We start from the raw sequence: 14,259 nt of genomic DNA, 5'->3' as shown, positions 1-14,259 counted from the left end.
CTATGGCAGCACCGGCCGGGTGTTCGGACGGGCGTCTCAGCTTCCGGCTATCAGGGAGGCGCCGAGGGCGATCATCGTCGCGGCGATCACCCCGTCCAGTACCCGCCAGGCGACCGGCTTGGCGAGGTGGCGGCTCAGCAGCCGCGCGCCGAAGCCGAGCGCGGCGAACCAGCACAGGCTGGCGAGGGCGGCACCGATGCCGAACGTCCAGCGCAGCGGGCCCCGGTCGGCGGCGATCGTGCCGAGCAGGAAGACGGTGTCGAGGTAGACGTGCGGATTGAGCCAGGTCATCGCGAGACAGGTCAGCACCGCCCGCCGCCGTGACCCCGCCACGTCGCCCTCGGTCAGCAGGGCGCCGCCCGGCTTGAACACCCGGCGGGCGGCGAGCGCGCCGTAACCGAGCAGGAACGCCCCGCCGACCCACGCCACCGCCGTCAGCACCCCCGGCCACGCCACGACCACCGCGCCGACACCGGCCACGCCCAGGGTGATCAGCAGCGCGTCCGACAGGGCGCAGATGCCGACGACGGCGAGGACGGCGTCGCGGCGGATCCCCTGGCGCAGGACGAAGGCGTTCTGGGCGCCGATCGCGACGATCAGCGAGAGGCCGGTGCCGAAGCCGGCGGCGGCCGTGGTCAAGGCGGTTGTCATGCCATTGACGCTAGGGAAGCGATCTCCTGGCGTACAGCTAAAGATTCTTACGTATCTTTAGCAGATATGAAGACCGAGCTGACCGAGCTTCCCCTCGACCAGGTGCGGACGCTGCTCGCGGTGGTGGACGAGGGCACCTTCGACGCCGCCGCCGCGGCCCTGCATGTGACGCCGCCCGCGGTGAGCCAGCGGGTGAAGGCGCTGGAGCAGCGCACGGGGCGGGTGCTGCTCGTGCGGACCAAACCGGTACGGCCCACCGAGTCCGGCGAGGTCGTCGTGCGGTTCGCCCGGCAGCTGGCCCGGCTGGAGCTGGACGCGCGGGCCGAGCTGGGGATGAGCGCGGCCGGGGAGCCTACCCGGGTGTCGATCGCCGTCAACGCGGACTCGCTGGCGACGTGGTTCCTGGGGGCGCTCACGCGGGTGCCCGCGGAGGCTCGGATGTGCTTCGAGCTGCGGCGGGAGGACGAGAGCCGTACGGCTTCGCTGCTGCGGGAGGGGGCGGTGATGGCCGCGGTGACGTCGTCCTCCGATGCCGTGGCGGGGTGTTCCGTGCGGGCGTTGGGGCGGATGCGGTATGTGGCTGCGGCGAGTCCGGGGTTTGTCGAGCGGTATCTCGGGGGGCCGTTGGGGGATGGGCTCGGGCGGGCGCCGGTGATGTCGTTCGACCGGAGCGATGATCTGCAGGACCGGTTCGTGCGGGGGCTGCGGCGTGGTTCGGCCGGGGCGGTGCGGCACTATGTGCCGACGTCCGAGGGGTTCTTGTCCTGTGTGGTGGCCGGGCTGGGGTGGGGGCTGATTCCCGAGGCGCAGGCGGGGCCGCTGCTGAGGGAGGGCCGGCTTGCGTCGTTGGCTCCGGATCGGCCGGTTGATGTTCCGTTGTACTGGCAGCAGTGGAAGTTGGATTCGCCGGCTTTGGTGGTGGTGACGGAGGCGGTGGTGGGTGCGGCGGGGGAAGCGTTGCGCCTATGAGAGGGGGGCGATCGGCCCATTGGCGGGTGCGGGTTCGTTGTGGCTGGTCGCGCAGTTCCCCGCGCCCCTGAGGGGCACGTCCAGGTACCGGCATGCACTGTCCAGCAGCATCTCCAGTGCCGTCGGATATGCGCTCGTCACCATCCGGGTCGCCAGCAGTGGGGCCGCCTCGGCGATCCGTGGATAGGTCGCCATCGGGAGCCTTGCGTACGTCTTGCGCCACATCTCCTCGTCGGCCTGTAGCGCCGCGCTCGGCAACGCCAACGACGCCGCGTCCAGCGCCGCGAACGCCAGCGTCTGGTCGATGAAGGCGTGGTAGATGCGGACGATGTCCGCGAGCGGGAAGCCAGCCCCGCGCAGGATCTCCAGCACCGTCTCGTCGGCGGCCAGTTCATTCGCCCGGCCCGTGACCCTGCTCGTGGTCAGGACGGCCGCCTGAGGGTGAGCCACATACGCGGCGTGGATGCGCAGGCCGACCGTGCGCAGGTCCTCGCACCACTCCCCCGTCGGCGTCCAGCCCTCCAGTGCCTGGCCGATCAGTGCGTCGCCGATGGCGAGGGTCAGGTCGTCCATGCCGCGGAAGTAGCGGTAGAGCGTGCTCGGGTCGGCGTCGAGGGCGAGGCCGAGGCGGCGGGCGGTGAGGCCGGCGCTGCCGTGTTCGCGGAGCAGGCGTAGCGCCGCGTCGACGATCAGCCGCTCCGACAGCACCGTGCCGCTTTTCGTGGGGCGTCGTCGGCGCCGCTTCTCCTCCGGTATGACCGGTTTCGGCACGAGATCCTCCATCCTTATGCCAACGCCATTGACCTTAAGGGACCGGGCCGCGTTGTATCTCCGGCGGGGCCCCACCACGTCGTAGACCTTCAGTCGAGGGAGTCTTGCCATGCGTGTACTGCTCGTGGGTGCCGGCGGGGTGGGTACCGCCATCACCCGGATCGCGGCCCGCCGTCCGTTCTTCGAGGCGATGGTGGTCGCCGACTACGACCCCGCCCGCGCCGAGGCGGCCGTGGCGGCGCTCGGCGGTGACGCACGGTTCAGGGCCGAGCGTGTCGACGCCAGTGACGAGGCGGCCGTCACCGCGCTGCTGGAGCGGCACGCGTGCGATGTGCTGCTCAATGCCACCGACCCGCGTTTCGTGATGCCGCTGTTCCGGGCGGCGCGCGCCGCCGGGGCCACCTATGTCGACATGGCGATGTCGCTGTCGCACCCGCACCCTGAGCGGCCGTACGAGGAGTGCGGGGTCAAGCTGGGCGACGCGCAGTTCGAGCAGGCGGACGAGTGGGAGAAGGCCGGGGCGCTGGCCCTTGTCGGGATGGGTGTGGAGCCGGGGCTGTCGGACGTGTTCGCCCGGTACGCGGCCGACGAGCTCTTCGACGAGATCGAGGAGATCGGGGTCCGCGACGGCGCGAATCTCACCGTCGACGGCTATGACTTCGCCCCGTCCTTCAGCATCTGGACGACGATCGAGGAGTGCCTCAACCCGCCGGTCGTCTATGAGAACGACCGCGGCTGGTTCACCACCGAGCCGTTCAGTGAGCCCGAGGTGTTCGACTTCCCCGAGGGCATCGGCCCGGTCGAGTGCGTGAACGTGGAGCACGAGGAGGTGCTGCTGATGCCGCGCTGGGTGGACGCGCACCGGGTCACCTTCAAGTACGGCCTGGGCGAGGAGTTCATCGGCACGCTGAAGACTCTGCACCTGCTGGGCCTGGACCGCACGGAGCCGGTGACCGTGCCGGGTGCCGACGGGCCGGTGCGGGTCTCGCCCCGGGACGTCGTCGCCGCGTGTCTGCCCGACCCGGCGACGCTGGGCGAGCGGATGCACGGCAAGACCTGTGCGGGCACCTGGGTGCGGGGCGTGAAGGACGGCGAGCCGCGCGAGGTGTATCTGTACCACGTGGTCGACAACCAGTGGTCCATGAAGGAGTACGGCTCCCAGGCCGTGGTGTGGCAGACCGCCGTCAACCCGGTCGTCGCCCTCGAACTCCTCGCCGGCGGCGCCTGGTCGGGCTCCGGCGTGCTCGGCCCGGAGGCGTTCCCGGCCCGGCCCTTCCTGGATCTGCTGACCGAGTACGGCTCCCCGTGGGGCATGCGCGAACAGTGACCGGATCCGCCGGGATCCGACCGGGTTTCACTTGCGCATCGACAGGCGACTCGAAAACGAGTAAATGCAACCACCGAGGGCACGTTCGACGATCGCAGGTGACTTTGATGGACGACTGGCGAGAGAGCGCCGCCTGCCGCCATGAGGACCCCGACCTCTTCTACCCGATCGGCACATCCGGACCGACCGTGCTGCAGACGGAGCAGGCGAAGGCCGTCTGCCGGCGCTGCTCGGTCCGGGAGCAGTGTCTGCGCTGGGCCCTGGAGATGGACCAGTACATCGGGATCTGGGGCGGCACGAGCGAGGCCGAGCGAAGGGCGTTGCGGCAGCGGGCCGGGTGACCGACGGGCCGGCGTCACTCCGGTGCCGAGGCCGCGGGCAGTCGCAAGGTGAACACCGATCCGGCGCCGGGCTCGCTCGCCGCCTCCGCCGTACCGCCGTGCGCGGCGACGAGATGCCGGACGATCGGCAGGCCGAGCCCGCTGCCTCCGGTCCGTCGGCTGCGGGACTTCTCGGCCCGCCAGAACCGGTCGAAGACGTACGGCAGATCCTCGGGCGCGATGCCGGTCCCGGTGTCGGTGACCGTGAGGACGACGTCGTCGCCGTCGCGCCGGGCGGCGAGGGTGACGGTGCCGTCGGCCGGTGTGTGCCGCAGGGCGTTGGAGACGAGGTTGCCGAGTGCCTGACGCATGCGCACGGGGTCGGCGTCGAGCCACGGGGTGCCGTCGGCCGTGGTGTGCAGGGTGACGCCGGCCGTGTCGGCGGCGACGCGGTGGGCGGCGGCGACCTGGTCGAGCAGCTCGTCGACGGGGATCGGCTCGCGGTGCAGGCGCAGGGTGCCCGCGTCGGCGGCGGCGAGGTCCTGGAGGTCGTCGATGACGCGCTGGAGGACGAGGGACTCGTCGTGCAGGGAGGCGAGCAGGGCCGGGTCGGGGTCGACGACGCCGTCGCGGGTGACCTCCAGCCAGCCGCGGATGTTGGTGAGCGGGGTGCGCAGCTCATGGGCGACATCGCTGACCATCGCCTTGCGCTGGGCCTCCAGCCGCTCGCGGCGCTCGGCGAGTTCGTTGAAGGCCGCGGCGAGGATGCCGGTCTCGTCCCGGGTGGTGACGGGGACTCGCGCATGCAGCTCGGGCGGCTGCTGGGCGGCCTCGGTCAGCGCCCGCAGCGGCCGTACGAGCCGGGTGGCGACGGCCGCCGTCACGGCCACCGTGACCGCGAGGACGAGTCCGGCGACGCCGACGACCTTGGCCTTGTTCGCCGGGGACATGTCGAAGCGGACGGCGGTCGTGTCGCCGCCGCCCAGGAAGAGTTCGGCCACGGGGGCGACGTACGGATCGAGTTGGGCGCGTCGAGCGTCGTCGACGCAGCGGTCCGCGTCCCGCAGGGCCGTGCGGTCGTCGATCCCCTCGGCCTTCCCCAGGAGGTAGCGGGTGCCGAGCCGCTTCTCGGTCACGTCGACCGTGCCGAAAGGCTGCGAACCGGGGTTCAGTCCGCGCCGGTCGAGACACTTCCCGGCCCGCTCCGACAGGTCGGCCAGCGCCTTGTTCTCGGTCGGTGTCGTGGTGTTGAGCAGGCCGTCGGCGCACTCGTCGGGCACGACCCCGCCCGCTACGGGCCCGTCGTGGTCGGTGACGACCGGCCGGCCGCTCGGCGTCTGCACGACGACGGCGTCGTAGCCGTTGCGGGCGAAGCACCGCTGCCGCGTCGAGGCGAGCTTCTCCAGCTTGGCGCGCTCCTCGTCGGTCACCCGGTACGGCCCGACGACCCGGGGGTCGACGCCGCCGCGCTGCGCTCCGCGCTCCGTGTAGGTGTCGATGTGCAGGGGGTCGACGGTGGCGGCGGCGCGTGGCGGCAGGGAGGTGCCGGGCGGGGCCGAGTCGGCGATGGTCCGGCGGTCGGTGGTGGTGAGGGCGATACGGCGGCCGGTGCGCGCGGACAGCTCGCGAACCGTCTTCTCGACGCCCCGCCAGTCCGGGTGGGTCGCGGCGTATCCGCTGAGCCGGGCGAGGACGTCCATGTCCTCGGCGAGGACCTGGCCCTGTTCCTCGCGCAGCGCCCGGGTGGTGGTCTCCACCGCAAGCCAGGCCGTCGCCGCCACCGAGCACACGGCGATCAGCACCGAGGCGATCAGCAGCCGGACCAGCAGGCGCTTGCGCAGGGGTATCCGCCGGGTCATCCGCGTCCTCCGCTGAGCTTGTAGCCGACGCCGAACACGGTCAGGAGCCGGGCGGGGCTGCGCGGATCGGCCTCGATCTTCTTGCGCAGGTTCATGATGTGGACGTCGACGGCCCGCTCGGTGGACGCCCGGTCGGTGCCCCGGGTGCACTCCAGCAACTGCCGCCGGGAGAAGACCCGTTCGGGCTCGGCCACCATGGCGAGGAGGATCTCGAACTCGGCCGGTGTGCACTCCACCGCCGCCCCGTCGCACCGCACCTCGTGCCGCTCGGGGTCGACGGCGATCCCGGCGGCCCGTACGACGGGGTCCTCGCGTCGGGCATCGGCGCGCCCGCTGCGCCGCAGCACCGTGCGGATACGGGCCATCAGCTCGCGCGGACTGTACGGCTTGGTCATGTAGTCGTCCGCGCCGAGTTCCAGGCCGAGCAGGACGTCGTCCTCGGCGGACCGGGCCGTCAGCATCAGCACCGGGATGTCGTCGTCCCGGCGCAGCACGCGGCAGACCCCGAAGCCGTCGATCACGGGGAGCATCAGGTCCAGGACGACCAGGTCGGGACGTCGCCGCAGGACCGCGTCGAGAGCGGCCGGGCCGTCGTGCACGACGGTCGCCGTATGGCCCTCTGCCAGCAGGGAGCGGCGTATGAGTTCGGCCTGCATCTCGTCGTCCTCGGCGACCAGCACATGTGCGCACACGCGGCGGATCCTAAGCGGTCGGGGGGATTTCAGCGGGCGAGCGACTTGGCGTCGCCCATGACGACGACGGGATGCAGGTCGGGGTCGAGTGTGCGCAGCAGTTTCCTCATGTGCTCGCGTGCGACGCTGACGCAGCCCTGCGTGGGTCCGCCATGGTCCACGTGCAGCCATATGCCGCCGCCGCGTCCGGCGCCGAGCGGGCGGGTCCAGTCCAGCGGGGTGGTACCGGGCTGCCGGTTGTAGTTGATGGCGATGACGTAGTCGAAGGAGCCCGCGAGGGGCTCGCCCTCGAAGCCGGTGCCGTTGACGGTGAATCCGGAGCCTTGGTCGTACGGCAGTCGGGTGCCGGGGTCGCGGAGCAGGCCCCCGGCGTCCGTGAGCGTGAAGACCCCGATGGGTGAGCGCAGGTCACCGGCCCGGTGATGGTCGCTCCAGCCGCGCAGCGCGTTGTGCGCGGGCCACTCGGCGCGTGCCTCCCAGCCGATGTCGCTGCGCTCGTACAGGACGACCGTGGACCGCGAGGAGTTCCTGCCGTTCCCGGTGACGACGACGGCCTGCCGGGCCTCGTCGGGCACCTTCGCCCAGGTCTCGGGGCCGAGTCCGGGCAGTTGCTGCGGGGCCACCTCAAGGGCGACGTCGGGCAGCGGCGTGCTGGTCGGTGTCCTGGTCGCGGCGGGCTGGTGGTCCGGCGCCGCCTCGGCACCGCCGCCGCAGCCGGTCAGCAGCAGGGCGGCGCCGAGCAGGGCGACACGGGACTTGTACGTGATCATGCGTCGACCTTGACCGACACTTGTGAGGAACTCGTCAGGTCCGTCACGTCCATCACGTCTACCGGAAAGGCCCGGCCATGAGCGTCCGCATCCGTCGTGTCTATGAAGCACCCGAGCCCGAGGACGGTGTGCGTGTCCTGGTCGACCGGCTCTGGCCGCGCGGCCTGTCGAAGGACGCGGCCCGCGTGGACGAGTGGCCCAAGGGGCTCACTCCGTCCACGGAGCTGCGGCGCTGGTATCACGCGGGCGAGGGCTCCCACGAGGAGTTCGCCGAGCGTTACGAGGCGGAGCTGGCCGCCCCGGAGGCGGCCGAACTCCTCGATCAGGTGAGGGAGTTGGCGGGCAAGGGTGCGGTGACCCTGCTGACCGCGTCGAAGACCCCCGCTGAGAGTCACGCCGCGGTGCTGGCCCGCCTCCTCCAATCCTGAAGCTTTTAAAAATCAGGCGATCTGCCGTGCCGCCGCCCGTCCCGCCGCCCGCCCCGAGAAGAGGCAGCCGCCGAGGAAGGTGCCCTCCAGGGCGTTGTAGCCATGGACGCCGCCACCGCCGAAGCCGGCGACCTCGCCGGCCGCGTACAGGCCGTCGATGGGGGTGCCGTCGGTGCCGAGGGCACGGGAGTCGAGGTCGGTCTGGATGCCGCCGAGGGTCTTGCGGGTCAGGACGTGCAGCTTGACGCCGATGAGGGGGCCGGCCGCGGGGTCGAGGATGCGGTGCGGGGTGGCGACGCGGCCGAGGCGGTCGCCGATGTAGCGGCGGGCGTTGCGGATGCCCTGGACCTGGGCGTCCTTGCTGTAGGGGTTGGCGATCTGGAGGTCGCGGGCCTCGATCTGGCGTCGGATGCCGTCCACGTCGAGGAGTGGCTTGTCCGTCAACTGGTTCATCTTCTCGACCAGTTGCTCCAGGTTGGGCGCGGTCACGAAGTCCGCGCCGTTGCGCAGGAACGCCGCGACCGGTCCCGGGGCGCCCTTGCCGAGCACGCGCTCCTTCAGGAACCCGGTGCGGTCCTTGGCGGTGATGTCGGGGTTCTGCTCGGAGCCAGAGAGCGCGAACTCCTTCTCGATGATCTTCTGGGTGAGGATGAACCAGCAGTGGTCGTGGCCGGCGATGTCGGCGTCGGTGCGCAGATGCTTGAGGGTGCCGAGGGTGTCGTAGCCGGGCAGGCAGGGGTCGGGCAGGCGGCGGCCGAGGGCGTCGAACCACATGGAGGACGGGCCAGGGAGGATGCGGATGCCGTGGCCTGGCCAGATGGGGTCCCAGTTCTGCAGGCCCTCGGTGTAGTGCCACATGCGGTCGCGGTTGACCAGGCGTACGCCGGCCTCGGCGCTGATGTCGAGCATGCGTCCGTCGACGTAGGCGGGGACGCCGGTGACCATCTCGGTGGGCGGGGTGCCGAGCCGCTCGGGCCAGTAGCGGCGGACGATGTCGTGGTTGGCGCCGATGCCACCGCTGGTGACTATGACGGCCTGCGCGGTCAGTTCGAACTCACCGACACGGTCCCGGTTGGAGGAGACACCGCGGGGCGAGTGGTCGTCGGCGAGCACGGTCCCGCGTACGCCGCGCGCGGAGCCGTCCTCGATGACCAGTTCGTCCACCTGGTACCGGTGGTAGAAGGTCAGCAGCCCGTCGCGCGCCGCCTGCTTGACATACCGGACGAACGGCTCCACGACCCCCGTACCGGTGCCCCAGGCGATGTGGAAGCGGGGCACGGAGTTGCCGTGGCCGTCGGCGCGCAGGTCGCCGCGCTCGGCCCAGCCCACGGTGGGCAGGAACTTGATGCCGTGCGTGTCCAGCCAGGACCGCTTCTCGCCGGCCGCGAACTCGACGTACGCGCGCGCCCAGCGCACCGCCCAGGAGTCCTCGTCGTCCACCCGGTCGAACCCGGCGCTGCCCTGCCAGTCGTTCCAGGCCAGGTCGAGGGAGTCCTTGATGCCCAGGCGCCGCTGCTCCGGGGAGTCCACGAGGAACAGCCCGCCGAAGGACCAGAACGCCTGCCCGCCGAGGTTGGCGGCGTTCTCCTGGTCGACCAGCGCGACCCTGCGGCCCCGGCTGGTCAGTTCGCTCGCGGCGACCAGGCCCGCGAGTCCCGCTCCGACGACGATGACGTCGGCATCCATGGCGACCGTCCCCTCTTCATCCGGTGCTGTCGCTGCCGTCGGTCAGCAGCGCGGTGAGCAGTTGTTTCAGCCAGGCACGGGCGTGCTCCACGTCCTTGTCCAGCAGCAGTTGGGTGGTGACGCCGTCATACGCGGCGACCACGGCGTGCGCGGCGCCTTCGATGTCGCCGAGCACGGCGGGCAGCGTGGCGCGGCCCCGTGCGCGGGCGAGCCGTTCGGCGATCGCGCCGCGCAGCCGGGCGCGGTGCTCCAGCAGGGTCTGGGCGACGGCCTGGTCGCGGGCGGCGTGCACCAGGAAGTCCGTCTTCACCAGCAGCCAGTCGCGGTCCAGGAGCAGCGCCTCGGTCACCCGGTCCACGGCGGCGGGCACGTCCAGGTCCGGTCCGTCGAGCGCGAGCGCCCCGGCGACCTGGTCGGCGATGAGGTCCGCGCGCTCCCGATAGAGCGCGAAGAACAGCTCGTCCAGGCTGTCGAAGTTGGAGTAGAAGGCGCCCCTGCTGTAGCCGGCGGCCTCGCAGACCTCCTCGATGGAGACCCGCCCGAAGCCTTTGGCCGCGAAGACCATGAAGGCGGCGTCCAGGAGATTGGCGCGCGTACGGACCCGGCGCTTGGTGACGCGCTTGGTCGTTCCGTGGACCGCCATGTCAGGACCTCCGTTCGATGCAGGAATGTATCGGATACGTCGATGTATCGAAAGAGCCCCATCGAAGAGGCATTCGAGGAGGCCACCGAAGAGGCCGTCGAAGAGACCAAACCAGAATGGGAACAGATATTCGATTAAGGAGTACGCTGGCTCCATGAGCACGCACCACCTCCAGGGCTCCCTCTTCGACCAGACCGACCAGCTGCGGCTCGGCTCCCTCGCCGGGATCCACCGGACCGCGCTCGGCCTCGGCGCCTGGATCGACGTCCTGCCCGGCTGGCTGACGGGCTCCGACGCGCTGTTCGAAGAGCTCGCCGCCGAGGTGCCCTGGCGCGCGGAGCGACGCAAGATGTACGACCAGGTCGTCGACGTACCCCGACTGCTCGCGTTCTTCGGCCGGGACGACGCGCTGCCGCACCCGGTGCTGTCCGAGGCCCGCGAGGCGCTCAGCGCGCACTACGCCGAGGAGCTGGGCGAACCGTTCACCACGGCGGGGCTCTGCTACTACCGCGACGGCCGGGACAGCGTCGCCTGGCACGGGGACCGGATCGGGCGGGGGGCACGCGAGGACACGATGGTCGCGATCCTCTCCGTGGGCGCGCCCCGGGATCTGCTGCTGCGCCCGATGCGGGGCGGCGGCGAGACGGTGCGGCGTCCGCTGGGGCACGGCGATCTGATCGTGATGGGCGGTTCCTGTCAGCGGACCTGGGAGCACGCGATACCGAAGACCACTCGCGCGACGGGACCGCGCATCAGCGTGCAGTTCCGTCCGGACGGCGTGCACTGAGGCGGAGAGGCGGCCGCTTTTGGTGTGCGCGGGGGCTGCCTCCGGCGGACGGTGCCGGAGGCAGCCCTTCCTCTGGGCGAAGCCCTGCGGGGCCGCCACACTGAGGCGGATGAGCGCTCAGGCACCGGCCACGGCTCCTCCCCGGCGCGGCGAACTCGACGCGCTGCGCGTCCTCGTGGTCCTCGGTCTGGTCTTCTTCCACGCGGCCCTGGTCTTCGCCACGGAGGGCGACTACTACGTCCAGAACACGGAGACCACCGAGGCGATCACGATCCTCGCGGGGTGCGCGGTGGTCTGGGCGATGCCCGTGCTGTTCCTCGTCGCCGGGCTAGGCGCCCGGTACTCCGTGAGCCGCCGCGGCGCCGGCCGTTTCGCCCGAGAACGCCTGGTGCGCCTGGGAGTTCCCCTGGTCTTCACCATGGTCGTGCTGAACCCGCTCCCCCAGTGGCTGCGGCTGCGCGCCGCCGACCCGGAGTACCACGAGTCGTACTGGCGCTTCCTGCCCCGCTATTTCACCGTCCACCTCGACCTCGCCGACTTCCCGTTCTTCGTGGACGGGGAGCACTTCGAGTCCGGCCATCTGTGGTTCGTGCTCCTGCTGCTCGCGTTCTGCCTGCTGCTGGCCCCGGTCGCGGAACGCCTCGCGGCCGGCGGCGACCGTGCAGCGGAGATCGTCGCCCGCCGCCCCGCCCTGCTTCTGCTGCCCGTGCTGCCGCTCGCGCTGATCAATGTGCCGCTGGGCATGGAGGAGAACTACGCGGCCTGGCACCACTGGGCCTACCTCGTGTTCTTCCTCTACGGCTTCGCACTCGCCGGGGACGAGCGGATCCGTGCCGTCATGCGCCGGCTCGCCCGGCCGCTCGGCCTGGCGGGGGTGGTCCTGTTCGCCGCGTGCAGTCCCGGTTTCATGACGCTGGACGATCCGTTCACCGACCGCACTCCGCTGGCGCTGGTCACCCGCGCTCTGTTCAGCGCGGCGGGTTGGTGCCTGGTGGTGGCGATCCTCGGGCTGCTGGACCGGCCGCGCGCACCGGCCGGCCCGGTCATGCGATACCTGGGCGTCGCCGCCCTGCCGGTGTACGTCCTGCACCAGCCGGTCGTGGTCGCGCTGGCGTACGGCGTGGTGGGCTGGTCGGCGCCGATCGTGGTCGAGTACGCGGTGATCGTGGCCGGTTCGCTGGTGGTGATTTTCGCCCTGTACGAGGGCCTGGTGCGCAGGACGCGGCTGACGCGGTTCCTGTTCGGGATGCGTACGGCCCCGACGAACGCGCTTTCACCTTGATCTGCTTTGCTGTGTCCGTCGGGCACGGACCTCACCACGCGGGACGATCATGCGGGCAGAAGTGCAGCAAGTCGCGGACGGCACCTATCTGGTGCACGGCAGCAACACCAACTGGGTGATCCTGACCGAGGGGGACGCGGTCACGCTGATCGACACCGGCTACCCCGGGGACCGGCAGAAGCTCCTCGCCTCGCTGGCGGAGGTGGGCAGTGCCCCGGAGGCGGTGAAGGCCGTACTGATCACACACGCGCACACCGACCATCTGGGCAACGCCGAGTATCTGCGCACCACGTACGGCACGCCGATATATCTGCACGAGGCCGAAGTGCCGCACGCCCGCCGGGAGTTCCTGCACCAGGTCAGCGTCGGGACGGTGCTGAGGAACGGCTGGCGGCCCGGTGTCCTGCCCTGGGCGATCCACGCCATCCGCTCCGGCGGCACCGCCCACGTCCCCGTCGACTCCCCCGAGGCGTTCCCGGCGCCGGGCCCGCTGGACCTGCCCGGCCGCCCCCTCCCGGTGCACACGCCCGGCCACACCGACGGGCACTGCTCCTACCATCTGCCGGACGCCGGTGTGGTGATCGCGGGCGACGCCCTGGTCAGCGGGCACCCGACTTCGCGGGTCAAGGGGCCGCAGCTGCTGCCGGACATGTTCCACCGTGAGCGTGCGCAGGCCGTGTCGTCGCTGGCCGCGCTCGAGAGCCTCAAGGGCGATGTGCTGCTGCCGGGGCATGGCCCGCTGCACCGGGGTTCGGTGCGGGAAGCAGCTCTTCAGGCCCGCGAGCGGGCCCTTTAGGCTGAGCTGACGATCACCGCGAGGCGAGGACGAACGGCCCATGGCACTCCAGATCAGCGCGACGAATCCGGAGCACCCCGCGCTCCTGCTGGAGCTGCCCTGGCAGCTGCCCCTGGAGCAGTGGCCGGAGGAGGTCCTGGTGCCGCTGCCGCGCGGTATCTCCCGCCACATCGTGCGCTACGCCCGGGCAGGCAGCGAGGTGATCGCCGTCAAGGAACTCGCCGAGCGCCCGGCCCTGCGCGAGTACGAGCTGCTGCGCGACCTGGACCGGCTCGGCATCCCGGCGGTGGACCCGCTGGCCGTGGTCACCGGCCGCACCGACGCCGCCGGCGCCCCGCTGGAGTCGGTGCTGGTCACCCGGCATCTGCGCGGCTCCCAGCCGTACCGCTCGATGTTCGAGACGACGATGCGCCCGGCGACCATGCACCGGCTGATGGACGCCCTGGCCGTGCTGCTGGTCCGGCTCCACCTGGCCGGGTTCGCGTGGGGTGACTGCTCGCTGTCCAACACGCTGTTCCGGCGCGACGCCGGGGCCTACGCCGCGTATCTGGTGGACGCCGAGACCGGCGATCTGCATCCGCAGCTCAGCGACGGCCAGCGCGACTACGACCTGGACCTCGCCCGGGTCAACATCAGCGGGGAGCTGCTGGACCTGGAGGCGTCCGGGGCGCTGCACCCCTCCGTCGACCCGATCGAGTTCGGCACCGAGATCTGCGCCCGCTACGGCAGCCTGTGGCAGGAGCTGACCCGCACCTCGGTGTACCCGGCGGGCAAGTACCACTACATAGAACGCCGGATACGTCGTCTCAACGACCTCGGTTTCGATGTGGCCGAGATGCAGATCGAGCACGCCACCAACGGCGACACGGTCACCTTCGTACCGAAGGTCGTCGACGCCGGCCACCATCAGCGCCAGCTGCTGCGCCTGACGGGCCTGGACGCCGAGGAGAACCAGGCCCGAAGGCTGCTGAACGACCTGGAGAGCTGGATGGCCACCCAGGACGACTACGAACCGGGCGACCCGCTCGGCGCCAGCCCGGAGGTGCTCGCGCACCGCTGGGTGCGCGATGTCTTCCGGCCCACCGTGCGAGCCGTGCCGCGGGAGCTGCGCGGTTCCATGGACGCGGCCGAGATCTACCACGAGCTGCTCGAACACCGCTGGTACCTGTCCGAGCGGGCACAGCACGACATAGGCCTGGACACGGCGGTCGAGGACTACATCAGCAACATCCTGCCCACGGCCCGCGAGACACTGCGCCCGACCGCGTCCGACTGACC

General features: G+C 71.2%; 15 protein-coding genes. 8 read left to right on the top strand and 7 right to left on the bottom strand.

Annotation, left to right across the window (positions count from 1 at the left end; genetic code table 11):
* Positions 1 to 36 precede the first annotated feature (36 nt).
* Entirely contained in the window at positions 37 to 651 is a 615-nt protein-coding gene (locus IE325_RS27485) for a LysE/ArgO family amino acid transporter (protein WP_190072762.1), read from the bottom strand.
* A gap of 66 nt (positions 652 to 717) precedes the next feature.
* Here IE325_RS27485 and IE325_RS27480 point away from each other — a divergent pair, with 66 nt between their 5' ends.
* Positions 718 to 1,620, top strand: coding sequence for a LysR family transcriptional regulator ArgP (locus IE325_RS27480; protein WP_190072761.1), 903 nt, complete (start codon positions 718 to 720; stop codon positions 1,618 to 1,620).
* On the opposite strand, the gene IE325_RS27475 is transcribed toward IE325_RS27480, so the two are convergent.
* Complete coding sequence (locus tag IE325_RS27475) at positions 1,615 to 2,391, bottom strand: TetR/AcrR family transcriptional regulator (protein ID WP_190072760.1); 777 nt, start codon at positions 2,389 to 2,391, stop codon at positions 1,615 to 1,617. The genes IE325_RS27480 and IE325_RS27475 overlap by 6 nt on opposite strands.
* A gap of 109 nt (positions 2,392 to 2,500) precedes the next feature.
* On the opposite strand from IE325_RS27475, the gene IE325_RS27470 reads away from it, so the two are divergent.
* Together IE325_RS27470 and IE325_RS27465 are read left to right on the top strand one after the other, a co-directional pair.
* Entirely contained in the window at positions 2,501 to 3,718 is a 1,218-nt protein-coding gene (locus IE325_RS27470; protein ID WP_190072759.1) for a saccharopine dehydrogenase family protein, read from the top strand.
* A 107-nt stretch (positions 3,719 to 3,825) separates the two neighbouring features.
* Positions 3,826 to 4,059, top strand: coding sequence for a WhiB family transcriptional regulator (locus tag IE325_RS27465; RefSeq protein WP_190072758.1), 234 nt, complete (start codon positions 3,826 to 3,828; stop codon positions 4,057 to 4,059).
* A gap of 14 nt (positions 4,060 to 4,073) precedes the next feature.
* Here the strand turns inward: IE325_RS27465 and IE325_RS27460 are convergent, their stop codons facing one another.
* From IE325_RS27460 to IE325_RS27450, 3 genes are read right to left on the bottom strand one after another with little or no spacing between them, the layout of a single operon-like run.
* Complete coding sequence (locus IE325_RS27460) at positions 4,074 to 5,897, bottom strand: sensor histidine kinase (protein WP_190072757.1); 1,824 nt, start codon at positions 5,895 to 5,897, stop codon at positions 4,074 to 4,076.
* On the bottom strand, positions 5,894 to 6,589 hold the full coding sequence (locus tag IE325_RS27455; RefSeq protein WP_190072756.1) for a response regulator transcription factor: 696 nt from the start codon (positions 6,587 to 6,589) through the stop codon (positions 5,894 to 5,896). Before IE325_RS27455 ends, IE325_RS27460 begins: the two co-directional genes overlap by 4 nt.
* Positions 6,590 to 6,618: 29 nt before the next feature.
* Positions 6,619 to 7,359, bottom strand: a complete 741-nt coding sequence (locus tag IE325_RS27450) for a L,D-transpeptidase family protein (protein WP_190072755.1) — start codon at positions 7,357 to 7,359, stop codon at positions 6,619 to 6,621.
* Between the two features lie 77 nt (positions 7,360 to 7,436).
* Here IE325_RS27450 and IE325_RS27445 point away from each other — a divergent pair, with 77 nt between their 5' ends.
* Positions 7,437 to 7,787: a DUF488 domain-containing protein gene (locus tag IE325_RS27445; RefSeq protein WP_190072754.1), complete on the top strand. Its 351-nt coding sequence runs from the start codon at positions 7,437 to 7,439 to the stop codon at positions 7,785 to 7,787.
* A gap of 12 nt (positions 7,788 to 7,799) precedes the next feature.
* Here the strand turns inward: IE325_RS27445 and IE325_RS27440 are convergent, their stop codons facing one another.
* Positions 7,800 to 9,473: an FAD-binding dehydrogenase gene (locus IE325_RS27440; RefSeq protein WP_190072753.1), complete on the bottom strand. Its 1,674-nt coding sequence runs from the start codon at positions 9,471 to 9,473 to the stop codon at positions 7,800 to 7,802.
* A gap of 16 nt (positions 9,474 to 9,489) precedes the next feature.
* Positions 9,490 to 10,116 carry a TetR/AcrR family transcriptional regulator gene (locus IE325_RS27435; RefSeq protein WP_190072752.1) on the bottom strand — a complete coding sequence of 209 codons (627 nt, stop codon included), beginning with the start codon at positions 10,114 to 10,116 and terminating at the stop codon, positions 9,490 to 9,492.
* 154 nt (positions 10,117 to 10,270) lie between these two features.
* On the opposite strand from IE325_RS27435, the gene IE325_RS27430 reads away from it, so the two are divergent.
* The 4 genes from IE325_RS27430 to IE325_RS27415 all read left to right on the top strand — a co-directional run bounded on the left by IE325_RS27430 (position 10,271) and on the right by IE325_RS27415 (position 14,257).
* On the top strand, positions 10,271 to 10,903 hold the full coding sequence (locus IE325_RS27430; RefSeq protein ID WP_190072751.1) for an alpha-ketoglutarate-dependent dioxygenase AlkB: 633 nt from the start codon (positions 10,271 to 10,273) through the stop codon (positions 10,901 to 10,903).
* A 109-nt stretch (positions 10,904 to 11,012) separates the two neighbouring features.
* A complete protein-coding gene (locus tag IE325_RS27425) occupies positions 11,013 to 12,185 on the top strand; it encodes an acyltransferase family protein (protein WP_190072750.1) in 1,173 nt (390 codons plus the stop codon).
* 49 nt (positions 12,186 to 12,234) lie between these two features.
* Positions 12,235 to 12,981, top strand: a complete 747-nt coding sequence (locus IE325_RS27420) for an MBL fold metallo-hydrolase (RefSeq protein ID WP_190072749.1) — start codon at positions 12,235 to 12,237, stop codon at positions 12,979 to 12,981.
* 40 nt (positions 12,982 to 13,021) lie between these two features.
* Positions 13,022 to 14,257 (top strand): DUF4032 domain-containing protein, encoded by a 1,236-nt coding sequence (locus IE325_RS27415; protein WP_190072748.1) that lies wholly within the window; start codon positions 13,022 to 13,024, stop codon positions 14,255 to 14,257.
* Positions 14,258 to 14,259 lie beyond the last annotated feature (2 nt).

Source organism: Streptomyces lanatus (assembly GCF_014655715.1).
Classification (GTDB): Bacteria; Actinomycetota; Actinomycetes; order Streptomycetales; family Streptomycetaceae; genus Streptomyces; species Streptomyces lanatus.
Note: the sequence above shows the minus strand (reverse complement) of the source record. Positions and strands in the feature narration are given on the sequence as shown.